This window comes from Kitasatospora sp. NPDC051705 (genome assembly GCF_044453265.1).
In the GTDB taxonomy this organism is placed as follows: Bacteria; Actinomycetota; Actinomycetes; order Streptomycetales; family Streptomycetaceae; genus Kitasatospora.
The window spans coordinates 45992-69479 of record NZ_JBITCO010000012.1 but is presented as its reverse complement, the minus strand read 5'-3'; the positions used below and the strand labels follow the sequence as shown (position 1 = coordinate 69479).

Annotated in this window: 17 protein-coding genes; 9 read left to right on the top strand and 8 right to left on the bottom strand. The window is 74.6% G+C overall.

Annotated elements, in window-relative coordinates:
• Positions 1-11: 11 nt before the first annotated feature.
• From ACIA8Q_RS17470 to ACIA8Q_RS17460, 3 genes are read right to left on the bottom strand one after another with little or no spacing between them, the layout of a single operon-like run.
• Positions 12-2141, bottom strand: coding sequence for an ABC transporter ATP-binding protein (locus ACIA8Q_RS17470; RefSeq protein WP_360209357.1), 2130 nt, complete (start codon positions 2139-2141; stop codon positions 12-14).
• Positions 2138-3073, bottom strand: a complete 936-nt coding sequence (locus tag ACIA8Q_RS17465; RefSeq protein ID WP_387901394.1) for an ABC transporter permease — start codon at positions 3071-3073, stop codon at positions 2138-2140. Before ACIA8Q_RS17465 ends, ACIA8Q_RS17470 begins: the two co-directional genes overlap by 4 nt.
• Before the next feature lie 16 nt (positions 3074-3089).
• Positions 3090-4070 carry an ABC transporter permease gene (locus ACIA8Q_RS17460; RefSeq protein WP_360209354.1) on the bottom strand — a complete coding sequence of 327 codons (981 nt, stop codon included), beginning with the start codon at positions 4068-4070 and terminating at the stop codon, positions 3090-3092.
• A gap of 325 nt (positions 4071-4395) precedes the next feature.
• On the opposite strand from ACIA8Q_RS17460, the gene ACIA8Q_RS17455 reads away from it, so the two are divergent.
• Positions 4396-6099 (top strand): ABC transporter family substrate-binding protein, encoded by a 1704-nt coding sequence (locus ACIA8Q_RS17455; protein WP_360209351.1) that lies wholly within the window; start codon positions 4396-4398, stop codon positions 6097-6099.
• A 449-nt stretch (positions 6100-6548) separates the two neighbouring features.
• Positions 6549-7739, top strand: a complete 1191-nt coding sequence (locus ACIA8Q_RS17450) for a low temperature requirement protein A (RefSeq protein ID WP_360209348.1) — start codon at positions 6549-6551, stop codon at positions 7737-7739.
• Between the two features lie 87 nt (positions 7740-7826).
• Here the strand turns inward: ACIA8Q_RS17450 and ACIA8Q_RS17445 are convergent, their stop codons facing one another.
• Positions 7827-8801 carry a LysR family transcriptional regulator gene (locus tag ACIA8Q_RS17445; protein WP_360209345.1) on the bottom strand — a complete coding sequence of 325 codons (975 nt, stop codon included), beginning with the start codon at positions 8799-8801 and terminating at the stop codon, positions 7827-7829.
• A 245-nt stretch (positions 8802-9046) separates the two neighbouring features.
• Between ACIA8Q_RS17445 and snpA (ACIA8Q_RS17440) the strand changes: the two genes are divergently transcribed.
• The 4 genes from snpA (ACIA8Q_RS17440) (at position 9047) to ACIA8Q_RS17425 (ending at position 13904) form a co-directional block, all read left to right on the top strand.
• Positions 9047-9697, top strand: a complete 651-nt coding sequence (gene snpA, locus ACIA8Q_RS17440) for a snapalysin (RefSeq protein WP_360209342.1) — start codon at positions 9047-9049, stop codon at positions 9695-9697.
• Positions 9698-10040: 343 nt separating this feature from the next.
• A complete protein-coding gene (gene snpA, locus ACIA8Q_RS17435) occupies positions 10041-10664 on the top strand; it encodes a snapalysin (protein ID WP_360209339.1) in 624 nt (207 codons plus the stop codon).
• A 259-nt stretch (positions 10665-10923) separates the two neighbouring features.
• A complete protein-coding gene (locus ACIA8Q_RS17430) occupies positions 10924-11583 on the top strand; it encodes a pentapeptide repeat-containing protein (protein ID WP_360209337.1) in 660 nt (219 codons plus the stop codon).
• A 221-nt stretch (positions 11584-11804) separates the two neighbouring features.
• The gene (locus ACIA8Q_RS17425) at positions 11805-13904 is read left to right on the top strand and encodes a phosphocholine-specific phospholipase C (RefSeq protein ID WP_396317405.1); all 2100 of its coding nucleotides are present in this window, start codon (positions 11805-11807) and stop codon (positions 13902-13904) included.
• 9 nt (positions 13905-13913) lie between these two features.
• Here the strand turns inward: ACIA8Q_RS17425 and ACIA8Q_RS17420 are convergent, their stop codons facing one another.
• The gene (locus tag ACIA8Q_RS17420; RefSeq protein ID WP_360209331.1) at positions 13914-14717 is read right to left on the bottom strand and encodes a phosphoribosyl-dephospho-CoA transferase MdcG domain-containing protein; all 804 of its coding nucleotides are present in this window, start codon (positions 14715-14717) and stop codon (positions 13914-13916) included.
• Between the two features lie 174 nt (positions 14718-14891).
• Here ACIA8Q_RS17420 and ACIA8Q_RS17415 point away from each other — a divergent pair, with 174 nt between their 5' ends.
• Complete coding sequence (locus ACIA8Q_RS17415; protein WP_387901380.1) at positions 14892-15119, top strand: hypothetical protein; 228 nt, start codon at positions 14892-14894, stop codon at positions 15117-15119.
• Between the two features lie 45 nt (positions 15120-15164).
• Here ACIA8Q_RS17415 and ACIA8Q_RS17410 read toward each other — a convergent pair whose 3' ends face one another.
• A complete protein-coding gene (locus ACIA8Q_RS17410; protein WP_387901378.1) occupies positions 15165-18419 on the bottom strand; it encodes a S41 family peptidase in 3255 nt (1084 codons plus the stop codon).
• Positions 18420-18652: 233 nt separating this feature from the next.
• Between ACIA8Q_RS17410 and ACIA8Q_RS17405 the strand changes: the two genes are divergently transcribed.
• Positions 18653-20326, top strand: coding sequence for a carbohydrate binding domain-containing protein (locus tag ACIA8Q_RS17405; protein ID WP_360209324.1), 1674 nt, complete (start codon positions 18653-18655; stop codon positions 20324-20326).
• 173 nt (positions 20327-20499) lie between these two features.
• On the top strand, positions 20500-21696 hold the full coding sequence (locus ACIA8Q_RS17400) for an MFS transporter (protein WP_396317404.1): 1197 nt from the start codon (positions 20500-20502) through the stop codon (positions 21694-21696).
• 47 nt (positions 21697-21743) lie between these two features.
• Here the strand turns inward: ACIA8Q_RS17400 and ACIA8Q_RS17395 are convergent, their stop codons facing one another.
• Entirely contained in the window at positions 21744-22376 is a 633-nt protein-coding gene (locus tag ACIA8Q_RS17395; protein ID WP_387901370.1) for a DJ-1/PfpI family protein, read from the bottom strand.
• Positions 22376-23362: a GlxA family transcriptional regulator gene (locus ACIA8Q_RS17390; RefSeq protein WP_396317403.1), complete on the bottom strand. Its 987-nt coding sequence runs from the start codon at positions 23360-23362 to the stop codon at positions 22376-22378. The genes ACIA8Q_RS17395 and ACIA8Q_RS17390 overlap by 1 nt, the downstream gene beginning before the upstream one ends.
• Between the last annotated feature and the right edge of the window lie 126 nt (positions 23363-23488).

Here is a 23488-nt window from a genome sequence, read left to right as displayed (position 1 = left end):
GCCCGGCCGGCCTACGCCGCCGGGAAGTGGCACGCCGCCTGGTGGTCCGACGCCCCGGCCGCAGCCCCCGGCCGCTCCCCGAGGCCCGGCCCGTCCCCGAGGCCCGGCCGCTCCTGCTCGCACCGCGCCCGCTCGGCGGAGCCGGTGAGCCCGGCGTACACCGGGCAGCGGGTCCGGAAGGCGCAGCCCGTGCGGCGCTCGGTGGGGGAAGGAGGGTCCCCGGCGAGCAGGATGCGCTCCCGGGCGCGTTCGGCGGCCGGGTCGGGCAGCGGGACGGCGGAGAGCAGGGCCCGGGTGTAGGGGTGCCGGGGGCGTTCGAAGACGGCGGAGACCTCGCCCTGTTCGACGGTCCGTCCGAGGTACATGACGCTGACCCGGTCGGCGAGGTGCCGGATCACCGAGAGGTCGTGGGAGACGAACAGGTAGGAGAGGCCGAGCTCGGCCTTGAGCGACTGGAGGAGGTTGAGCACCCCGGCCTGGATGGAGACGTCCAGTGCGGAGACCGGTTCGTCCAGCACCAGGAGCTTCGGCCGGACGGCCAGGGCCCGGGCGATGGAGACGCGTTGGCGCTGCCCGCCGGAGAACTGGTGCGGGTAGCGGACGGCGTGCGCCGGGTCGAGGCCGACCTGGCGCAGCAGCTCGGGCACCCGGCGGGCGATCTCGCCGGCGGCGGCGTGCTGGGCGCGCAGCGGCTCGGCGACGATGTCGCCGATCGGCATCCGGGGGTCGAGGCTGGCCATCGGGTCCTGGAAGACGATCTGCAGTTCGGCGCGGAGCCGGTGGGCCTCGGCCCGGGTGAGCTCGGCCGTGTCGCGGCCGAGCACCTCGATCCGGCCGGTCTCCGGGGCGGCGAGGTTCAGCAGTTCGAACAGGGTGGTGGACTTTCCGGAGCCGGACTCGCCGACCAGGCCGAGGGTCTCGCCCTCCCGCAGGTCGAGGTCGACGCCGTCGACCGCGTAGACCTCGCCGACCCGGCGCTTGAACACCGTCCCCTTGAGGAGGGGAAAGGTCTTTCCGAGGCCGCTGACCGAGAGCACCGGGGCCCGCGAGCCGCGGTCCGCCGGGGCGGCGGCGGCCGGCGGCAGCGCCGGCACCGGGTAGACCTCGGCTGGTGCGGGCCGGCGCCCGGCCAGCTCCGCCGAGCGCACGCAGGCCGCCAGGTGCTCCCCGTCCCCGGCTCCGCTCCCGTCCCCGTTCCCGGCTCCGCCCCCGGTCAGCGGCGGCTCCGCCGTCGTGCAGCGCTCCTCGGCCATCGGGCAGCGGGCGGCGAACGGGCAGCCCGGCGGCAGGTCGGCCATCGGCGCGGGGGTGCCGGGGATCGGCACGAGGGCGCCGCCGCGCCCGTCCAGCCGGGGCACCGCACCGATCAGCCCGAGGGTGTAGGGGTGCTGAGGGGCCGTGAACAGTTCGTCCACCCCGGCCGACTCGACCACCCGGCCCGCGTACATCACCGCGACCCGGTCGGCCATGCCGGCGATCACCCCGAGGTCGTGGCTGACCAGGACCAGGGCCGCGCCGGTCTCCCGCCGCGCGGTGCGCAGCACGTCCAGCACCTGGGCCTGGATGGTGACGTCCAGGGCGGTGGTGGGTTCGTCGGCGAGCAGGACGTCGGGGTCGTTGGCGATCGCCATGGCGATCATGGCGCGCTGGCGCATGCCGCCGGAGAACTCGTGCGGGAAGCTGTCCAGGGCCCGTCCGGGGTCGGGGATCCCCACCAGCTCGAGGAGTTCGGCGGCCCGGCGGCGGGCGGCGGCCCGGTCGACCCGCTGGTGGATGCGGACCGCCTCGGCGATCTGGTCGCCGATCCGGTAGACCGGGGTGAAGGCGGACAGCGGGTCCTGGAAGACCATCGCGACCCGGCGGCCGCGGATCGCGGCGAGCTCCCGGCCGGGCAGTCCGACCAGCTCCCGCCCGTCCAGGCGCACCGAGCCGCGGAGTTCGGCGGTACCGGGCAGCAGGCCGAGCACGGACAGCGCGGTGACGGACTTGCCGGAGCCGGACTCGCCGACGATGCCGAGGGTCTCGCCGCGCCGCAGCGTGAGGTCCACCCCGCGGACGGCGGGGACCGGACCGTGCGGCCCGGCGAAGTCCACCCGGAGGTCCCGGACGGCGAGCAGGGGGGTGTCGACGGTGGTGGTCACGGGCGCTTCCTACGGGCGGAGCGGCGGCGGGGCGCGCTCCCGGCGGTGGGGTCGAGGGCGTCGCGCAGCCCGTCGCCGATCAGGTTGACGGCGAGGACGAACAGCACCAGCAGTCCGGCGGCGAAGTAGAACATCCAGGGGAAGACCGGGGCCTCGCTGGTGCCGGCGGCGAGCAGGGTGCCGAGCGAGACGTCCGGCGGTTTGACGCCGAACCCGAAGTAGGAGAGCGCGGTCTCGCTCATCACGGCGCCGCCGACGGCGATGGTCGCGTCGATGATGAGGAAGGAGGCGACGTTCGGCAGGACGTGCCGGGTGATGATCCGCAGCGGCCGGACGCCCATGAACCGTGCGGCGCGGACGAACTCGCGCTCGCGCAGGGAGATGGTCATCGAGCGGACCACCCGGGCGGTGATCATCCAGTTGAACAGGGCGAGCAGCAGCACGAAGGCGATCCAGCCGGCGCTGCGCAGCCGGGGCGAGACGACGGTGATGATCAGGAAGCTCGGGAAGACCAGCAGGAGGTCCACCAGGAACATCAGCACCCGGTCGGTCCAGCCGCCGAAGTAGCCGGCGCAGGCGCCGACCAGGGAGGCCAGCACGGTGGAGAACAGTGCCACCAGCAGGCCGATCACCAGGGACTTCTGCAGGCCCCGGACGGTCTGCGCGAACACGTCCTGGCCGATCCCGTTGGTGCCGAACCAGTGCTCGGCGGAGGGGGGTCGGTGCAGCGCGGTGAAGTCGGGGGTGGCGTAGTCCCAGGGCGTGAGGTACGGCCCGCCGAAGGCGAGCACGAACAGCAGCAGGACGACGACGGCTCCGGCGAGGGCTCCGCGGGCGGCGAGCAGCCGGGCGAGGACGAGCCGCCCGCGGCCGGCGGTCCGCGGCGCGGGGGTGGGGGCGGGCGCGGCCGGCTCCGCGGCGATGGTGGTCACGTCAGGTCACCTCCGGTCAGGACCGCACGCGCGGGTCGAGGGCGGCGTGCAGGGTGTCGGCGAGGAAGCCGGAGGCGAGGACGACCACGGCGGTGAACAGGTTGACCGCCACCACGGAGTTGACGTCCTGTTCGTTGATGGACTGGATCAGCCATTCGCCCATGCCGTGCCAGCCGAAGATGGTCTCGGTGAAGATCGCGCCGGTGAAGACGCCCAGGAAGCTGTAGGCGAACATCGTCGACATCGGGATCACGGCGGTCCGCAGCCCGTGCTTGAGCAGCGCCCGGCGCCGGGTGAGGCCCTTGGCCTCGGCGGTGCGCAGGTAGTCGGAGCCGAGCACGTCGAGCATGGTGCCGCGCTGGTAGCGGCTGTAGGTGGCGAGGCCGCCGAGGGCGAGCGAGACGGTGGGCAGCAGCAGGTGCAGCGCCCAGTCGGCGAGGTGGGCGCCGAGTCCGCCGGTCAGCCCGGGGGTCTCGTAGCCGGTGAACGGGACGACGTCGTGGCCGGCCGCGTCCTTGGCGGCGATGGCGCCGTTCTTGAGGAACAGGGCGACCAGGAAGACGGGGGTCGAGAGCAGGACGAAGGAGGTCACGGTGAGCAGCCGGTCGGAGAACCGGTACTGCCGGACGGCGCCCCACGCCCCGACGGCGACGCCGAGGAGCATGCCGAGCAGGCTGCCGACCAGCAGCAGGCGCAGCGAGACCCAGACCCGGCGACCGAAGTCGTCGGTGACCGGGGTGTCGTGGATGGTCCGGCCGAGGTCGCCCCGGAGCAGGCCGCCGGCCCAGTGGCCGAAGCGTTCGACGACCGGCGTGCGGTCGTTCAGGTTGAGCGCGGTGAGCTGGCGCTCCACCGACTCGGCGGCGGGGCGCGGGACCTTGGCGTCGAAGTAGGTGCGCGGTTGCAGGGCGGTCGCGGATATCGCGTACGCCAGGAACACGGCGGCGATCAGGAGCACGGCGTAGTAGCTCAGCCGCTTCGCCAGGTAGCGGAGCATCAGCGTCCGCCCGGGGTGGCGGGGGCGGGGCCGACGCGTCTGGTGGGCATCGGGTGGTGGCCTTCGGTCGGAGGCCCGGTCCGGGCCCTCTGGGAAACAGCAGGTCAGAGTCTTGCACCGGCGCACGGCCGGGGTGTTGCGGTGGTGTTGCCGCGTGTGACGTCTGGATCAGGTGTGCGTTCCTCCCCCTGGTGGCGGATCTGATCCGCTGTTACGTTCTGCTGGCCCGGTGCCGAATTGGCTGCCCACGCTCAAGCCCCGCCACACCTCGCGCGGCCCAACTCCCGCTCTGAAGAACTCAGAAGAACTCACCAGGGGGACTCCCATGGACGCTTCCACCACGGCCCGCCGACTCGGCCGGGCCACCGCCCTCGCGGCCGCCGTCGCGCTGGCGGTCACCGCGTGCACCTCGGGCGGGGGCGGGTCGGCCGACACCGTGGCCAAGAGCGAGCCGCCGAGACAGGACTCCCAGGACATCAACGCCAAGCCGCTGGACCAGGTGAAGGACGGCGGCGAGCTGCGCCTGCCGCTCTACCAGTGGATCAGCCAGTGGAACCCGTTCCAGGTGGACGGCACCTACGGCGACGCGGTCTCGATCATGCGCGCGCTGGAGCCGTCGCTGTTCAACACCGACCCCTCCGGCAGCTTCCTGCCGAACACCGACTACCTGTTGGAGGCCAAGGTCACCTCGACCTCGCCGCAGGTGATCACCTACAAGCTCAACCCCAAGGCCAAGTGGTCGGACGGGAAGCCGCTGAGCTACCTGGACTTCAAGGCGGACTGGCAGACCAGCAACGGCAAGGACCCGGCGTACAACATCTCCGACCCCTCCGGCTACGAGCAGATCTCCGCCGTCGAGCAGGGCGCGGACCCGTCCGAGGTGAAGGTGACCTTCTCGGAGCCGTACGCGGACTGGCAGAACCTGTTCCGCCCGCTGATCCCGGCGGCCGGCATCGCCACCCCGGACGACTTCAACAAGGGCTGGGTGGACAGGATCCCGATCACCGCCGGCGCGCTGAAGGTCGGATCGGCGGACAAGACCGCGCAGACCCTCACCCTCGTCCCGGACCCGGCCTGGTGGGGCACCCGGGCCAAGCTCGACCGGATCACCTTCCGGGTGATGTCCCAGTCGGCGACCACCCAGGCGTACCTCAACAACGAGATCGACCTCGCCACGGCCGGCACCGCGACCGCGTACGGGCAGCTCAAGGACGCCAAGGACACCGTGATCCGCAGCGCGAGCCCGTGGGACGAGGTGCACATATCCTTCGGCGGCGGCGGCGCGCTGGCCGACCAGAAGGTCCGCCAGGCGCTCGGCAAGGCGCTCGACCGGTCCGCGTTGATCAAGATCGCCAACAACGGGGTGCCGGTGGAGTTCAAGCCGCTCGGCAACCACATCCTCATGCCCAACCAGGCCGGCTACCAGGACAACTCCGGCGAGTGGGCCAGGTTCGACCTCGCCGCGGCCAGGAAGCTGCTGGACGAGGCCGGCTGGAAGGACGCCGGCGGCGGTCAGCCGCGCACCCGGGACGGCAAGCCGCTGGAGCTGCACTGGGTGGTCAACGACGCCACCCCGCAGGCCCAGATCGACCTGGCCACCGCGGCGGCGGCGATGTGGCAGGCGGCCGGCGTCAAGGTCGACCTGGACAAGGTGCCGTCCAACGACTTCTTCACCAAGTACGTGAACCCGGGCAAGTTCGAGATCGCGAGCTGGCGCAACACCGACTCCTTCCCGCTCTCCAAGAGCCTGCCCAACTTCCGCCTGCCGGTGGGCGACAACACCTTCAACAACCCGTCCCGGCTGGGCAGTCAGGAGATCGACGACCTGCTGAAGAAGGCGGCCGGGACGGTCGACGCGGCGGAGGCCGCGAAGCTGTACAACCAGGCGGACGCGAAGATCTGGGAGCTCGGCCACACCGTCGAGCTCTACCAGCGGCCGGTGGTGCTGGCGACGCGCAAGGGCCTCGCCAACTACGGCGCCTTCGGGCTCGCGGGGGAGGACTACGCCAAGGTCGGCTGGGAGAAGTAGCCCCCGTCGCGGGTGCGGCGGCACCGGCCGCACGGCAGGCGCTGGCGAGCAGCGCGGTGATCACGAGGCCGGTGGTGCGGACACGGCTGGGTCGGCTGCGCCGCCCCCGCTGTCCTGCCACCGGCCTTGACCTTCCGCGTTGCCCGCAGGCCGCCCGTGTCGTGGGGCCCCGCAGGGCCCGCGCTCTTCCAACCGGGGACGAATCTAGCCGGATGGTCCGGCGGGTCGCGCGCGCAGCGCGCGGGCGCGCCCGGAAACCCGTCGCGCTGTCACCCGGTTCGCGCACCCGGACGTCAACTACGGCTGACGGCAAGGAAAAAAGGGGCGAACCGGCACATCGTGCCCGGGTGTACGAACGGCCGGACCCGTCGCGCCGGTGCGTGCGCCGGGCCCGGGCCGCTGCCAGGATGCGCGGGAGAGCCCGCCCCTCCCACCCCGGAGCAGCACCGATGGCCAGCGATTCCGCCGCAGCCCCCCACCCGCGTCCCGCCGATCCGCGCCCGGTGCGCCGGATGGTCCCGCGCGACCGCAACGAGCCGCACCGGGTCGCCACCCCGCTGGAGCTCTTCTTCGACCTCTGCTTCGTGGTCGCGGTCGGGCAGGCCGGGCGCGAGCTCGCCCACGACCTGGCGGCCGGCCACTACGGCGAGGGCCTGCGCGGATACGTCCTCGCCTTCTTCGCGATCTGGTGGGCCTGGATGAACTTCACCTGGTTCGCCTCCGCGTACGACTGCGACGACGTGCCGTACCGGATCACCACGCTGGTGCAGATCGCCGGCGTGCTGATCCTCGCGGCCGGGGTGCCGCGCCTGTTCGCCACCCAGGACCTGACGCTGGCGGTCACCGGGTACGTGGTGATGCGCCTGGCGATGGTCACCCAGTGGCTGCGCGCGGCGGCCAGCGAGCAGGGCGAGGCGAGGCGGGTCGCACTGCGGTACGCGCTGGGGATCACGCTGTGCCAGATCGCCTGGGTGGTGCTGCTCTTCCTGCCGGACGCCGCCCGGCCGTACGTCATCCCGATCGGCGTGCTGGCCGAACTGGCCGTGCCGGTGGTGGCCGAGCTGCGGATGCAGACCACCTGGCACCCGCACCACATCGCCGAGCGGTACGGGCTGTTCACCCTGATCGTGCTCGGCGAGACGGTGGCGGCGGCGACCATCGCGGTGCAGTCGGCGGTGGACGAGCACGAGGGGCTGGGCCGGCTGCTGCCGGTGGCGGCCGGCGGCCTGCTGATCTGCTTCTCCGCCTGGTGGATCTACTTCGCCCGGTCGGTGCACGAGCACCTGCGCTCCAACCGGCAGGCCTTCGCCTGGGGCTACGGCCACTACCTGGTGTTCGGCGCGGCCGCCGCGATCGGCACCGGGCTGGAGGTGGCGGTGGAGTCGGCCGTGCACAAGGCGGAGATCTCGGCGACGGCGGCCACCGCGACCGTCACCGTGCCCACCGCGCTCTACCTGTTCACCGTCTGGCTGCTGCACTCCCGGCACACCAAAGCCGGTCTGGCGCAGGCGCTCGCCCCGGCGGGGGCGGTGCTGGTGCTGGCCTGCACCGCGCTCGGCGGCTCCGGGGTGCTCGCGGCGGGCCTGGTCTGCGCGCTGACCGTGGCGGTCGGGGTGGTGCTGCACACTCGCGAGGGCTGACCGCGCCGCCGGGAGGCCGGCCGCACCGGGCCGGGCCGGGGCGGGACCGGCCGGGTCGGGCGCTCTGGCGGGACCCGGCCGGTCCGGTCAGGCGCACTCCAGCAGGACCGGCTCGTGCCGGGCCAGCCAGTCCAGGTACGCCGGGTTGACCCTGGCCAGGTCCAGGTAGGCGGCGCGCAGTTCGTCGTACAGCGTGTCCAGGGCGGGCGGGCTGAGCGAGCGCGCCCGCCAGGTGAACAGCAGCCGGACGGCCAGCGGGTCCCCGTGCACGGGGCGCACCACGGTGCCCGGCCCGGGGGCGGAGGTCGGCTGGCACGGCCGGACGGCCTCGCCGGAGGCGACCAGTTCGGCGGCGGTCGCGTTGTCCCGGACCTGGACGACCCGGGGGTTGAGCCCGGCCTCGCTGAACACCCGGCGCATCGCCGCGTACTCGTGGTCGGCGGTCGGGTCGACCATCCAGGTGTCCTCGGCGAGGTCGGCGAGGTGGACGACCGTCCGGGCGGCGGCCGGGTGGCCGGTGGCGAGCGCGACGAACTGCGGCTCCCGGGCCATCAGCACCCGGTGCTCGGCGTCCGGCGGCACCCGCAGCGGGAAGCCCTCGCTCTCGTTCACGAAGGCTACGTCCAGCTGGTCGGCGGCGACCAGCCGCAGCAGCGCGCTGGCGGAGACGTCGACGTGGATGGTGGTGTCGGTCTCCGGAAGCCGTTCGTGGACCCGGCGCAGCCAGGCGGCGACCGCCCGGCTGCCCACGCTGCCGATGCGCAGCCGCCGCTGCCGACCGGGCCCGGCCGCGTCGCGGGCCTCCTGGCGGGCGGCGGCGACCAGGGCGGCCATCTCGGCGATCACCGGCCGGGCCCGGGACAGCACCGAGTGGCCGAGCGCGGTGGGCCGGCTGCCGGTCTGCTCGCGGGTGAACAGGGCACCGCCGACGGCCCGTTCGATGCGGTGCAGCTGGGTGGTGAGGGAGGGCTGGGTCATGCCGAGTTGGAGCGCGGCCTTGCGGAGGCTGCCGGCGTCGGCGACCGCGCACAGCACCCGGAGGTGTCTCACGTCGAGCTCCACCCGGGGAGCATAGACGTCGACGGCCTTTCTCGCCAAGGACATGACAGAGGGTCAAGCGGCGGGGACCGCCGGTATGCGGCCGCGCTATCGCCGGTTGACATCATCCGCGCCGGGCGCGGACGGGTCGAAGCTCGGGTGCAGCGAATCCGCCCCGGCCTCCGGTCGGGGCGCCCCACCGTCCGCCGCCGCCGCGTCCGGCCCCCACCGGTCCGGCGGTCGGCGCACCGCGAATCCGGAGCCCCCACATGAATCGATCCGTGCTGTCCGCCGCCCTCGGCCTGGTCCTCGCCGCGGGCCTCGCCGGCCTGCCCGCCACCGCCGTCGCCGCACCCGCCACCGCCCCGCCCGCCGCGGCCGTCCAGGGCTACACCGCCCCGGCGTACGCCGGTTCGGCCGCCGAGGCCGCGGACAACCAGGCGTTCTTCCGGGCCGTGACGGCCTCCGTCCGGGCCAAGCGAGCCGCGAACCCGTGGCTGCAGACCGTCACCGTCACCTACGACACCGCCAACGCGCCCTCCTTCACCGGCCAGATAGCCCAGGCCGCGCAGATCTGGAACAGCTCGGTGCGCAACGTCCAGCTCCAGGAGACCGGCGGTGGCGGCGACTTCTCCTACTACGAGGGCAGCGACAGCCGTGGCTCCTACGCCAGCACCGACGGCCACGGCCACGGCTACGTCTTCCTCGACTACCAGCAGAACCAGGAGTACGACTCGCTCCGCGTCACCGCGCACGAGACCGGTCACGTGCTCGGCCTGCCCGACGACTACTCGGGCCCGTGCAGCGAGTTGATGTCCGGCGGCGGCCCCGGCCCGTCCTGCACCAATCCCTACCCCGACGGCAACGAGCGCGGCCAGGTCGACGCCCTCTGGGCGAACGGTGTCGCGCCCGCGAACTGACCGGCACCGCCGGCGAACACGCGCCCCGGCAGCCGAGTCGGCGCCGGCCTCGGGAGCAGCGGGCCGCCCGGCCGGAATCGGGCGGCCCGCCGCTTCGGTTACTTCCCCGCGCCGAGCCTAGCCCCCGGCGGAACCGAAAGCCAGGGGCACGCGCGGGTCAAGGCGAGGAAAAGGACGTTCCAAATCCCGCCGCCCGAAGGGGTATTGGGTCGGGCTATCACCGGTTGACATCATCCGCCCGCCCGCCGGGCTGCCCGAAGCTCTGGGACATCACCCGCTGACCAGGTGTCCCCCCAAGCCGGCCCCCAACCCGGCCGGACACCACCGGAATCGGAGCCCCCACATGAAGCGATCCGTGCTGTCCGCCACCCTGGGCCTCGCCCTCGCCGCCGGCCTCGCCGTGCTGCCCACCACCGCCGCGGCCGCCGCCACCCCCGCCGCGGCCGTCCAGGGCTACACCGCCTCGACGTACGCCGGCTCGGCCGCCGAGACCGCGGACAACCAGGCGTTCTTCCAGGCCGTGATGGCCTCCGCCAAGGCCAAGCAGGCCGCCAACCCGAACCTGGCCACCGTGGTCGTCACCTACGACGCCAGCTCGGCGCCGAGCTTCCGCAACCAGATCTCCCAGGCCGCACAGATCTGGAACAGCTCGGTCAGCAACGTCCAGCTGCGCTCCGGCTCGGCCGCCGACTTCCGCTACTACGAGGGCAACGACAGCCGCGGCTCCTACGCCAGCACCGACGGCCACGGGCGCGGCTACATCTTCCTCGACTACCAGCAGAACCGGCAGTACAACTCGGTGCGGGTGACCGCGCACGAGACCGGGCACGTGCTCGGCCTGCCGGACCACTACTCGGGCCCGTGCAGCGAGCTGATGTCCGGTGGCGGCCCCGGCACCTCCTGCACCAACCCCTACCCGAACAGCACCGAGCGCAGCCGCGTCAACTCCCTCTGGGCGCGAGGCTGATCCCCCGGTGACCGCCCCGGCCCGGCCGCCGTCCGCAGCGGCCGGGCCGGGGCGCCCGCGCGTCACGGCCCGTCTCCTGCCCGTCTCCTGCCCGGCGTCGCGGCCCCGCGCGTCGCCCGGGCCGGGCGCCCGGCGTGCTCCGGGGCGTTGTCGGTGCCGCGTGCGAGCATGCGGACGAGATCCGTCCGACCGCCGCGACGGCTCCGGCCGGCGCCGACCGCTCCGGTCGTCCGTGCCGCCCGACCGTGAGGTGCCCGCCATGCCGCGCTCCGTCCCCGACCAGCTCGCCGACCTGCCCTACGCGGAGCTGCTCAGCCCGCACACGGGGGCGCTGCGCAGCGACGAGCACTACGACACCGTGCACTTCGACGGTGGCGAGCACACCGACGAGTCGGCCGCCGGGGCGGCCTTCCTGGAGTGCGCCTTCACCGGGGTCGCGCTCAGCGGGGTCAAGCTGCGCCAGGCCCGGTTCAACGAGGTCTGGGTGCAGGCCGGCCGCTGGGTGGCCTGCGACCTGAGCGACTCCGAGTGGCAGGACACCGCCGTCCTGGGCGGGGTGCTCGCCGGGGTGGCCGCGCACGGCTCGGCGCTGCGCCGGGTGGTGTTCCGGGGCTGCAAGCTGGAGGCGGTCAACCTGCGGGCCGCGGTCCTGCGGGACGTCGTCTTCGAGGACTGCCTGCTGCGCGACGTGGACTTCGGCGGGGCCAGGCTGACGGAGGTCTCCTTCCCCGGCTCGACGCTGGAGGAGGTCCGGCTGCGCGGCGCCACCCTGAGCGGGGCCGACCTGCGCGACGCCGCCCGGCTCGGCCTGGCGGACGGCCACGAGGGGCTGCGCGGGGCGGTCATCAGTTCCACCCAGCTGCTGGAGCTGGCGCCGCAGTTCGCCCACGCCCTGGGGATCACGGTGCGGGACCGCTGACCCCGGCCCCGCCGTCCCTCCGGGCCAGGCCCCCGCCGTCCCTCCCCGGGGTTTCCGCCGCCCGTTCAGCCCGCCGTCGTTCGGTGACCGCCGGACGAACAGTCCACCAACCCTGCCGCGGGCATCTGGTGGGCCGCTCGGGCCGCGGTGGAAGATGCTGCGCGATCGATGAGCCCCGACTTGTGTACACAACATCGCCAGCGAAGGGACGGGCCGGACTGATGGCCGAGCTGAGTCGTAGGAAGTTCGTCACGCTGTCCGGAGCCGCGGCGGCGGGCCTCGCCGTGGCCGGCAGCGGGGCGGCGGGGGCCGCCCCGAGCACCGCGGGAACCACCGCCACCGCCGCCACCGCCGCCACCGCCGCCACCGCCGGCCTCCGGCACAGCGGCACCATCGCCGACGCGCAGCACGTGGTGATCCTGATGCAGGAGAACCGCAGCTTCGACCACTACTTCGGCACCCTGCGCGGCGTGCGCGGCTTCGCCGACCGCAGCGCCATCCAGATCTCCGGCGGCTACAGCGTCTTCAACCAGCCCAACGGGCTCGGCCGCCAGTACCCGTGGCAGTTCAGCCAGACCAAGCCGGCCGGCGGGGCCGACCCCGAGCGCCTCGCCCAGTGCAACGGCGACCTCGCGCACGGCTGGAGCGACCAGCACAAGGCCTGGAACGGCGGCAAGCTCGACTCCTGGGTCGCCGCCAAGGGCAACGTCCGCACCCTCGGGTTCCTCACCCGCCAGGACATCCCGTTCCACTACGCGCTGGCCGAGAACTGGACCATCTGCGACGCGTACCACTGCTCGGTGCTGAGCGCGACCGGCCCCAACCGCACCTACCACTGGTCGGGCCAGATCGACCCGGCCGGCGCCGCCGGCGGTCCGGCCTACGACGGCGGCGACGAGAAGGGCCTGCGCTGGCAGACCTACGCCGAGGCGCTGGAGAACGCCGGCGTGAGCTGGAAGGTCTACCAGAACGCCGCCGACAACTACGGCGACAACGCGCTGGCCTACTTCACCCAGTTCGCGAACGCCCCGGCCGGCAGCCCGCTGGCCGTCAAGGGCATGGGCTCGGTGCCCAAGGTCACCGGCCGCACCCCGGACGACATCGTCGCCGCGATCAGGGCCGACGTGCTCAACGGCACCCTGCCGCAGGTCTCCTGGATCGTCCCGGACCAGGCCTCCTCCGAGCACCCCTACGCCACCCCGGCCGACGGCGCGCACTTCGTCCACAACGTGGTCGACGCGCTGAACGCGAACCCGGACGTCTTCAACTCCACCGTCCTGTTCGTCAACTACGACGAGAACGACGGCTTCTTCGACCACGTCCCGCCGCCGGTCGCCCCGGCCGGCACGCCCGGCGAGTTCTACAGCGGCACCAACATCGGCCTCGGCTTCCGCGTCCCGCTGATCGCGGTCTCGCCGTGGACCCGCGGCGGCTGGGTCAACTCCGAGACCTTCGACCACACCTCGGTGCTGCGCTTCCTGGAGGCCTGGACCACCGCCCTCGGCACCCCGGCCACCTGTCCGAACATCAGCGACTGGCGCCGCCGCGTCTGCGGCGACCTCACCAGCGCCTTCGACTTCGCCAACCCGGTCTACGGCCTGCCCGCGCTGCCGGACACCTCGCAGACCATCGGCCTGTCCGCCTGTGGCCCGCTGCCCAACCCGGCGCCGGTGAACAACCAGCTGCCGCTCCAGGAGTCCGGCACCCGGCAGGCCCGCGCCCTGCCGTACCAGCCGAACGCCAACCTGGACCACCTGGAGTTCGGCTCCGGCGGGGTGATGAAGGTCTGGATCGCGATGGCCAACCAGGGCGCGGCCGCCACCAAGTCCGCGCACTTCGCGGCCTACGCCAACGCCTACCGCAGCGGCGGCCCCTGGCAGTACACCGTCGACCCGGGCGGCAGCACCAGCGACTTCTTCAACTGCGGCACCGGCTTCGGCGGCGGCCCGTACGACCTCACGGTGGTGGGCCCCAACCGCTTCCTGCGCCGCTTCAAGGGCGACGCCACGAAGGCGGGCAAGAACGCGGCCGTCACCGCCTCGTACGCGGTCGAGCCGGGCACCGGCAAGCTGGCGCTCTACTTCCGGCTCGCCAACTCCGGCAGCACCCCGCTCACCTTCACCATCGCGTCGAACAACTACCGCACCGACGGCCCCTGGACGTACCAGGTGCCGGCCGGCGGCAGCGTGAGCGACTACTTCAACGCGGTGGCCTACGGCAACGGCTGGTACGACTTCACCGTCACGGTGGACGCGGACGCCACCTGGTCGCAGCGGTTCACCGGGCACCTCGAGACCGGCGCGCCCAGCGTCAGCGGCTGACCGCACCCCTCAGTACAGCGGGCCCCGGGGGAACCACGGATCGTGGACCTCCCGGGGCCCGTACGGCGTCAGCAGGGTGAGCGCCTGCGGCCCCGCCGCGTACTCCGCCAGCAGCACCGCGCCGTAGCGGGTCTCCAGTTCGGCCTGCACCGGCACCGGCAGCTTGCTCAGCGCGCGCCGCAGCTGGAGCGCGTCCCGCCGGCTGACCGGGTGCGGGGCCCGCAGCACCAGCCGCAGCGGGCTCAGCGGCCCGGCGACCGGCACCCCGCTGCCCAGCTCGTAGCCGACCGCGCCGATCGGGCCCCAGGCCAGCCGGTGGTCGGCGACGAGCCGGTCGACCTCCGGCAGCAGCGCCAGGGCCGGGACGTCGGCGAGCCGTCCGGGGGCCAGCCGGGCCCGCCGGGCCACCAGCTGCTCCGGCCGCAGGGTCCGGGCGACGGCCGCCCAGGGCGCCAGCGCGTCCAGGCGCTGACCGGGCCGCGCGCCGCGCACCGTCACCGGGATCCACTGGTCGGGCGCCGGGGCGTCGTCCCGGGCGCAGCGCTGCGGGCCCGGCGCGGTCGGCGCCGCGAGCAGCACGGGCGCCCGCCCGACGGTGACCCACGGGTGCGCGCGCAGTACCGCCCGGGCCCAGGGCGGCAGTGCGCCACCGGCGAGCGGCCGCAGCGAGCCCGGGCACTGCATCAGCAGCAGGTCGTGCGGTCCGGGCAGCCGTCCGTCCAGTGCGGCCAGCGGGCCGACCCGGCGGCGCGGTCCGTCGTGCAGGTCCTCGGCGGGGCGCCGGGTGGGGCGTTCGGGGTGGGCGACGGTCACAGCGGGCTCCAGACGGTGGACGTCAGATCGGCCGACGGCTCCACCCTGCGCCCGCCGCGGGCCGCCCCGCTACGGCCCTTGGACGCGTCCGACCGGGACCAAGGACTCAAGGTGCGGCGGTCCGGCACCGGTGTGAGAGTGGGGGCAGCCCGGTATCCGTCCGGAGGAGGAGTCATGGGCATCTTCGACAGGTTCCGCCACAAGGCGCACGACACCGCCGGGCAGGACGCCACCGAGCGCGCCGCCCTGGCCCACGACGAGGCCGCCGACGCGTACAGCGACGAGGTCGAGCGGGCGCGGGGGACCCGCGAGTCGGAGCGGCTCTCCGCGCAGTCCGCGCAGGAGGAGGCCGACCGGCGCGCCGCCGAGAACATGACGGCCGAGGGCGACCCCTGGGACTGACCGGGCCGTGACCCCCGCGCCCCCCGGGTCCCGCGCCCGGGGGGATCAGCGCGTGCGCGGCGGCAGCGGCGGGCGCCGCAGGTCCGGCCGGGGGGTGGACTCCGGCGGGGGCGCCGCCGCGGGCAGGTCCTCCAGCAGATCCAGGGCGAGCTGGACGGCGGCGACCAGTTCGGGGTGGCGCCCGCGGGCCCAGTCCTGCGGGGTGCGCAGCACGTGCACGTCCGGTTCGACGCCGCGGTTCTCGATCGACCAGCCGAGGCCGCCGCCGAACCAGGAGGCGTTCTTCGGCACCGAGATCTGGGTGCCGTCGCCGAGGGTGTGCCGCCCGGTCATCCCGACCACCCCGCCCCAGGTCCGGTTGCCGATCACCGGGCCGAGGCCGAGCAGCTTGATCGCGGCGATGACCACGTCGCCGTCCGAGCTGGTCGCCTCGTCGGCGAGGGCCACCATCGGGCCGCGCAGCGCGTCCCGGGGCCAGCGGACCGGTTGGCGGTCCCGGCTGAAGTCCCAGGCGAGGACGTGCCGGGTGAGTTTCTCCAGCACCAGTTCGGAGACGTTGCCGCCGGCGTTGCCGCGCACGTCCAGCACCAGGGCCGGCTTGTCCAGCTCGCGGCGCAGGTCGCGGTTGAACTGGGCCCAGCCGGAGCCTCCGAGGTCCGGGATGTGCAGGTAGCCGCACCGGCCGTCGCTGAACTCCCGGACCAGGGAACGGCGTCTGGCCACCCAGTCCTGGTAGCGGATGGCCCGCTCGTCGGTCAGCGGGGTGACGGTGATCCGCCGCACCGGCCCGTCCGGGGCGCTGCGCAGCGCCAGCTCCACGGTGGTCCCGCCGGTGCCGGCCAGCAGCGGCAGCGGTCCGCGGACCGGGTCGACCGGGCGGCCGCCGACGGTCAGCAGCTCGTCGCCGTCCCGCACGCCCTGGGCGGCCAGCGGGGCCCGGGCTCGCGGGTCGGAGGACTCGCCGGGCAGCACCCGGCTGACCAGCCAGCGCCCGTCGGGGGAGCGGTGCGCGTTGGCGCCGAGCAGGCCGAGCGGCTGCTGGGCGAGCGAGGGCCCCTCGCCCCGCCGGGACGGCGTGACGTAGGCGTGCGAGGTGCCGAGCTCGCCGAGGAGTTCGCGCAGCAGGTCGGCGAAGTCGTCCGGGGAGCAGATCCGCTCCAGCAGCGGCTCGTACTGGGCGACCAGCGCCGGCCAGTCCAGGCCGGACATCCGCTCGTCCCAGAACTGGTCCCGGACGATCCGGGCCGCCTCGTGGTAGGCCTGGTGCCACTCGGCGGCCGGGTGCACGGTGTGGGTGATCCGGCGCAGGTCGACGGTGGTGCCGGCGGAGGGGGCCCCGACCGGGACGATCCGCAGGGATCCCGCCGAGTACACCGCGACCGAGCCGCCGTCGCCGGAGACCGCGTAGCCGTCCAGCTTGTCGACCAGGGTGCTCCGGGTGCCGCGGGCCAGGTCGAAGTACTCCAGGGAGGGGCGCCCCGAGGTGTCGTCGGGGCTGGCGAAGGTCTGGCCGAGGGTGCCGGAGATCGGCCAGCGCAGCCAGACCAGGCCGCCGCGCACCGCGTCGGTGGCCGAGTACTTGGAGGCGATCACCGGGAACTGCACCAGCCGTTCGCCGATGCCCTGCGGCTCGACCCGGACGGTGCCGTCGCCGCCGCCGTCCCCGCGCGGGGCGCCGTCCCCGGCGGGGGCGGCGAACGGGGACGGCGTGTCGGCGGTGAGCGGCACGAGGTAGGGGCGGCAGCCCACCGGGAAGGAGAGGTCGCCGGTGTGCACGTCGTGCACCGGGTCGAAGCCGCGCCAGGACAGGAAGGCCAGGTAGCGGCCGTCCCGGGTGAACACCGGCTGCTCGTCCTCGAACCGGCCGTCGGTGACCTCGGTGATCGGCGCGGGGGCGTCGGTCCGGGTGAGCCGGATCCGGCGCAGCGAGCGCCCGGCCACCGGTTGGGACCAGGCGAGCCAGAGCGAGTCGGGGGAGAACCGGGCGCTGGAGACCGGCCCGTAGCCGGACGCGGCGATCTCGCGGACGGCCCCGTCCGCGGCGGAGACCAGCAGCAGCCGCCCGTCCGAGGAGGTGGCCGCCAGGTGCGCGCCGTCGGGGGAGGCGGTGAGCTCCAGGACCCGCCCCAGCCGGCCAGCGGCGAGCACCCGGTGCCGGTGCCGGCCGCCCCCGTCGTGCCCGGGGTCCGGGGTCGCCGGGTCGCCGTGTCCGGGAGCGCCCTCGTGGCCGGGCAGCGGCACCACCTCGACGGCGTCGGCGCCCTCGGCGTCGGTGATCCAGGCGGCCTCGCCGGTGTGCCCGAGCATGACCGGCAGCCGGGTCCGCACGCCCGGGGTGTCGGCGAGGGCGCGGGCCGGGCCGTCCTTGTGGGTGAGCCAGTACTGGCTGCCGCGGACGGTGATCACCCCGGCCCGGCCGCTCTGGTCGCAGGCCAGGTCCTTGACCTGGGAGGCGGCGCTGACCTGGTACGGGCGGCGGCCGGCGCGGGCGCCGCCGAGCGGGACGGCCAGCCGGCGGGGGGCGGGGGCGTCCAGGCCGTCCAGCAGCCAGAGGTCGCCGGCGTGCTGGTAGACGATCCTGGTGCCGTCGGTGGCGGCCTCGCGGGCGTAGTAGGAGGCGTGGTCGGTGTGCCGGCGCAGGTCGGTGCCGTCGGGGCGGCAGGAGTAGAGGTTGCCGATGCCCTCGTGGTCGGAGAGGAAGGCGATCCGGTCGCCGACGGGCATCGGCGAGGCGAGGTGGCCGGGGTGGCCGGCCAGGACCTGCTCGCCGTCGACCCAGAGCCGGCCGGTGGCCCCGCCGCGGTAGCGCTTCCAGGCGGCGGGTTCGTGCGGGGCGGCGCCGGTGAGCAGGACGGTGCGCCGGCGGCTCATCTGCGCGTCGCCGACCGGGCCCCAGGGCATCCGGCGGCCGGGGGAGCCGTCGGGCGGCAGGGCGTGCGCCCAGGTGTAGTGGCCGAACGGTTCGTGGTACGAGGTGACGGCCAGGACCTCGCCGTCGGGCAGCCAGCCGCGCACCCGGGTGTCCTGGCTGCCCCAGTAGCTGAGCCGGCGGGCGCCGCCGCCCTCGACGGGGGCGGTCCACACCTCGGGGGTGAGGCTGAGCCAGCTGGTCCAGGCGAGGGAGCGGCCGTCGGGGGAGAGGCGGGGGTGGCTGACCCGGGTGCGGTCGCAGCCGATCCGCCAGGCCCGGCCGGTGCCGCCGGCGCCGTCCAGCGGGGCGATCCACACGTCGTCCTCGGCGGTGAAGGCGAGCAGGTCGCCGTGCAGGTGCGGGTAGCGGAGGTAGCCGGGCGGGGTCACCCCTCCATCCTTCGACGGGGTGTCACACCCGGCAACCGGGGCGGTTCCCCCGCCGACGCCCCCGCCGGCCCCCGGCGCCCCGCAACCGGTCTGGACCATTGACACCGAAGCGTCGGATCCACTTCAGTGGTCTAGTCCAACTAGGGTGCCAGGCCGGGCCGTTCCCCCCCACTGGCGCGTGCTCCGGCGTGCCCTCGGACGTCCCCCACGACCGTGTCACCGCAGGAGCCCCCATGCCCAGAAGCTCACCCCCGCGTCCCCGCGCCCTGATCGCCGCCGGCATCGCCTCCGCCGTCGCCGCCGCCACCCTGGTCGGCCTCACCCTGGGCCTGGCGCCCGCCGCCTCGGCCGGCGAGTTCCTGGTCAACGGCGGCTTCGAGTCCGGCTCGCTCGGCCCCTGGAGCTGCAGCGGCGGCACCGGCAGCGTCGTCACCGCCCCCGTGCACGGCGGCACCCGTGCGCTGGCCGGCGCCGCCACCGCGGGCGACACCGCGCAGTGCGCCCAGACCGTGGCCGTCGCCCCCGGCACCACCTACACGCTCAGCGCGTACGTCAACGGCTCGTACGTCTACCTGGGCGTCGACGGCGGCGGCCCCAGCACCTGGACCCCCGGCACCGGCGGCGGCTACCAGAAGCTCAGCCTCAGCTTCACCACCGGCGCCAACCAGACCAGCGCCACCGTCTACACCCACGGCTGGTACGGCCAGGGCACCTACTACGCGGACGACGTCTCGCTGGACGGCCCGGGCGTCCCCACGCCCACGCCGACCGCGACCGCCTCGCCGACGGCCACCGCCTCGCCGACCGCGACCGCCAGCCCCACCGCCACGGCCTCGCCCACCGCGACGAGCAGCCCGACCGCCACCGGCACCCCGACCACCCCGCCCGCCGGCGGCCACACGCTGGTCGGCTACCTGCACGCCAGCTTCGCCAACGGCGCCGGCTACACCCGGATGGCCGACGTCCCGAACTCCTGGGACTTCATCGACCTCTCCTTCGGCGAGCCCACCTCCGTCACCTCCGGCGACATCCGCTTCAACCGCTGCTCCGCCGCCGACTGCCCGGGCGTGGAGTCCGACGCCGACTTCAAGGCCGCCATCGCCGCCAAGCGCGCCCAGGGCAAGAAGGTGCTGATCTCGATCGGCGGCCAGAACGGCCAGGTCCAGCTGACCACCGCCGCCGCCCGGGACACCTTCGTCAGCTCGGTCTCGGCGATCATCGACAAGTGGGGCCTGGACGGCCTCGACATCGACTTCGAGGGCCACTCGCTCTCCCTCAACACCGGCGACACCGACTTCAGGAACCCGACCACCCCGGTCATCGTCAACCTGATCTCGGCGCTGAGGACCCTGAAGGCCAAGTACGGCCAGGGCTTCGTGCTGACCATGGCGCCGGAGACGTTCTTCGTCCAACTCGGCTACCAGTACTACGGATCCGGCCCCTGGGGCGGTCAGGACCCGCGGGCCGGCGCCTACCTCCCGGTCATCCACGCGCTGCGCGACGACCTCACCCTGCTGCACGTCCAGGACTACAACTCCGGCTCCGTCATGGGCCTGGACAACCAGTACCACTCGATGGGCGGCGCGGACTTCCACGTCGCGATGACCGACCTGCTGCTCACCGGCTTCCCGGTGGCGGGCAACACCGCCAACGTGTTCCCGCCACTGCCCGCCTCCAAGGTGGCCGTCGGCATGCCCGCCACCACCAACGCCGGCAACGGCTACGTCTCCCCGGCCGAGGTGGACAAGGCCCTGGACTGCCTCACCCGGCTCGCCAACTGCGGCTCCTACGTGCCGCGTTCGGGCGCCCAGCCGAACCTGCGCGGGCTGATGACCTGGTCCGTCAACTGGGACCAGTTCGGCGGCCGGGAGTTCTCCAGGAACTTCGACGGGTACTTCCACCGCTGACCGGCCGCCCGGCCCCCGCGCCGTGCGGGGGCCGGGCACCGCACCGGAGCACGCGAACGCACGCGAACGGCACGCGAACGCATGCCAACGCGCCTGAACACACGTGACCGCACGTGAACCGCGCCGGAACGCACTTGAACCTGACACCGGTGTGAGGTTCGAGCATGGTCCCCATGGCGACCACACAGCTCCCGACCCCCGCGGCGCGCGGGCGGTCCCCGTTCCCGCTCCCGTCCCTGCTCGCACTGGCCACCGCCGTCTTCGTCACCGCACTGACCGAGACCCTGCCCGCAGGCGTCCTGCCCGGCATGGGCGGGGCCCTCGGCGTCGGCGAGTCGGCGGCCGGGCAGACCGTCACCGTCTACGCACTCGGCACCGCCGCCACCGCGATCCCGCTGACCGCGGCCACCGCCGGCTGGAGCCGCAAGCGGCTGCTGCTCGGTGCGATGGCCGGCTTCGCCGTGGCCAACACGGTGACCGCGGCCTCCACGAACTACCCGCTCACCATCGCCGCCCGCTTCCTCGCCGGGGTCGCGGCCGGCCTCGCCTGGGCGCTGCTGGCCGGCTACGCCCGCCGTCTGGTGCCGGCCGGGCAGCAGGGCCGGGCCATGGCCGTCGCCATGGCGGGCGTGCCGGTGGCGCTCTCGCTGGGAGTACCGGTCGGCACCTTCCTCGGCCGGGTGCTGGCCTGGTGGGTGCCGTTCCTGGCCATGACGGCACTGGCGGTCGGCGTGATCGGCTGGATCGCGGCGGCCCTGCCGGACCAGCCCGGCCGGGCGGACGGCGACCGGACCCCGGTACGGCGCGCGCTCGCCCTGCCCGGAGTCCGGCCGGTGCTCGCCGTGACGGTGCTCCTCGTCCTCGCCCACACCGTCCTGTTCACCTACGTCGCACCGTTCCTCGACCGGGCCGGCCTCGGGACCGCGACCGACTCGGTGCTGCTGGTCTTCGGGGTGGCCTCGCTGGTGGCGATCTGGTTCACCGGCGTGCACATCCACCGCCGGCTGCGGTGGCTGACCGCGGGCGGCGTCCTGCTGATCGCGGCGGCGGCGGCCCTGCTGGGCCTGTGGCCCGACGGCTCGCCGCTGGTCCACCTCGCGGCGCTGCTCTGGGGCCTGGGCTGGGGCGGCGCGCCGACCCTGCTGCAGACCGCCGCCGGCGACGCGGGCGGCGCGCAGGCGGACGCCGCCCAGGCCGCGCTGGTCACCCTGTGGAACGTCGCCATGGCGGGCGGCGGCGTGGCCGGCGGCCTGGTGCTGGGCCGGTTCGGCACCGGGGCGCTGCCGTGGACCGTCCTGCTCCTGCTGGTACCGGTCCTCGCGGTGGTGCTCGGCGCCCGGGCCCACGGCTTCCCGGCCCGGCGCACCTGACGCCCGGCCGGGAAGCCCCGGGGCCGACAGAGGACCCCGGACACGTCCTAGAGCAGCAGCCCCTTCGCCAGCAGGTCCTCGACCATCCCGGCCGGCGCGCTCGCGGTGGAGCCCGTCGAGTAGGGCGGCTGCGGGTCGTACTCGATGACCAGCTGGATCGCCTCCGCGACGGAGTCCCCGGCGAGCCGGCCGGTCAGCGACAGCGCCAGGTCGATCCCGGCCGAGACCCCGGCCGCGGTGGCGTACTTGCCGTCGATCACGACCCGCTCGGCGGCCGCCGGCTCGGCGCCGTACCGGGGCAGCTGGTCCAGGCAGCACCAGTGCGAGGTGGCCCGGCGCCCGGTCAGCAGTCCGGCGGCGCCGAGCAGCAGGGAGCCCGAGCAGACCGAGGTCGTCCAGCGCGTGGTGGCGTCCACCGCGCGGACCCACTCCAGCAGGGCCGCGTCCGCGAGCCGCTCCTGCGTCCCGGGCCCGCCGGGGACGAGCAGCACGTCGGCCGCGTCCACCTCGTCCAGGGCGGCGTCGGCGGTGAGCGCCAGGCTCGCCATGTCGGTGCGCACCGGCCCGCGCCGGGCGGCGGTGAACACCACCTCGGCGCCCGGGATCCGGGACAGCACCTCGTAGGGGCCGACGGCGTCCAGGGCGGTGAACTGGTCGTACAGCAGGACGGCGATGCGCATCAGGTTTCTCCGGTTCGGTGGGTGGTGGGGCCGGGGTGGAAGCGGCGCCGGTACTCGGTGGGGGCGACGGCCAGGGCCCGGACGAAGGCGCGCCGCATCGCCTCCGGGGTGCCGTAGCCGCAGGAGCGGGCGACCTCCTCGATCCCGTCCGCGGTGTCCTCCAGCCGGCGCCTGGCCGCCTCCAGCCGCACGCGGTCCACGTACCGGCCGGGGGTGACCCCGACCTCGGCGGCGAAGGCGCGGGCGAAGTGCCGCGGGGACAGCGCCGAGCGGCGGGCCAGTGCCTCGACCGAGAGGTCGTCCTCCGGGTGTTCGGCGATCCAGCGCTGGACCTCGCGCAGCGGGTCGCGGGCCGCGACCTGGGCGGCCAGCTGGGTGCTGAACTGCGCCTGGTTGCCCGGCCGGCGCAGGAAGACCACCAGGTGACGGGCGATCAGCAGCGCGGCGTCGCGCCCGAGGTCCTCCTCGACCAGGGCGAGGGCCAGGTCGATCCCGGCGGTCACCCCGGCGGAGGTGGCCACCGGCCCGTCCCGGACGTGGATCGGCTCGGGGTCGACCCGGACGTCCGGGAAGCGCCGGGCCAGCGTGTCGCAGTACGCCCAGTGGGTGGTGACCCGGCGGCCGGCCAGCAGTCCGGCCTCGGCGAGCAGGAACGCCCCGGTGCACACCGACGCCACCCGCTCGGCCCCCTCGGCCAGCTCCCGGATCCGCGCCACCAGTGCCGCCCGGCCCGGGTCGTCGGCCTCCGCCCCGCCGGGGACCAGCAGGGTGTCCGCCGGGCCGGCCCCGGCCAGGTCCGCGTCCGGCAGCAGCCGCAGGCCGCTGCGGCTGCGCACCGGGGCGCCGCCGGGCGAGGCGGTGGTCAGCCGGTAGGCGCCGGGCCGCCCGGCGGCGGCGCCCGCCCCCGCGAACACCTCCAGGGGGCCGGTCACGTCCAGGCTCTGCACGCCGTCGTAGAGGACGACGAGCACGCTGCGTGCTCTCATGCGGCCAGCCTGTCAGCGGGCTCCGATGGCGGCAATGACCTGTTTCCCACCTTTCCTGCCACCGCGGGCGCCCGGCCGCGGCGGCAGGCGTGCCGGGGACGGAAGGGCCCCTGGACGGGGGAGCGG

What these genes read in the sequence shown, in the direction of transcription:
- ACIA8Q_RS17395 (WP_387901370.1), bottom strand. Translation starts at nt 22,376, where the DNA reads ATGCGCATCGCCGTCCTGCTGTACGACCAGTTCACCGCCCTGGACGCC.
- ACIA8Q_RS17425 (WP_396317405.1), top strand. Translation starts at nt 11,805, where the DNA reads ATGGCCGAGCTGAGTCGTAGGAAGTTCGTCACGCTGTCCGGAGCCGCG.
- ACIA8Q_RS17400 (WP_396317404.1), top strand. Translation starts at nt 20,500, where the DNA reads ATGGCGACCACACAGCTCCCGACCCCCGCGGCGCGCGGGCGGTCCCCG.
- snpA (WP_360209339.1), top strand. Translation starts at nt 10,041, where the DNA reads ATGAAGCGATCCGTGCTGTCCGCCACCCTGGGCCTCGCCCTCGCCGCC.
- snpA (WP_360209342.1), top strand. Translation starts at nt 9,047, where the DNA reads ATGAATCGATCCGTGCTGTCCGCCGCCCTCGGCCTGGTCCTCGCCGCG.
- ACIA8Q_RS17450 (WP_360209348.1), top strand. Translation starts at nt 6,549, where the DNA reads ATGGCCAGCGATTCCGCCGCAGCCCCCCACCCGCGTCCCGCCGATCCG.
- ACIA8Q_RS17405 (WP_360209324.1), top strand. Translation starts at nt 18,653, where the DNA reads ATGCCCAGAAGCTCACCCCCGCGTCCCCGCGCCCTGATCGCCGCCGGC.
- ACIA8Q_RS17460 (WP_360209354.1), bottom strand. Translation starts at nt 4,070, where the DNA reads ATGCTCCGCTACCTGGCGAAGCGGCTGAGCTACTACGCCGTGCTCCTG.
- ACIA8Q_RS17455 (WP_360209351.1), top strand. Translation starts at nt 4,396, where the DNA reads ATGGACGCTTCCACCACGGCCCGCCGACTCGGCCGGGCCACCGCCCTC.
- ACIA8Q_RS17430 (WP_360209337.1), top strand. Translation starts at nt 10,924, where the DNA reads ATGCCGCGCTCCGTCCCCGACCAGCTCGCCGACCTGCCCTACGCGGAG.
- ACIA8Q_RS17390 (WP_396317403.1), bottom strand. Translation starts at nt 23,362, where the DNA reads ATGAGAGCACGCAGCGTGCTCGTCGTCCTCTACGACGGCGTGCAGAGC.
- ACIA8Q_RS17415 (WP_387901380.1), top strand. Translation starts at nt 14,892, where the DNA reads ATGGGCATCTTCGACAGGTTCCGCCACAAGGCGCACGACACCGCCGGG.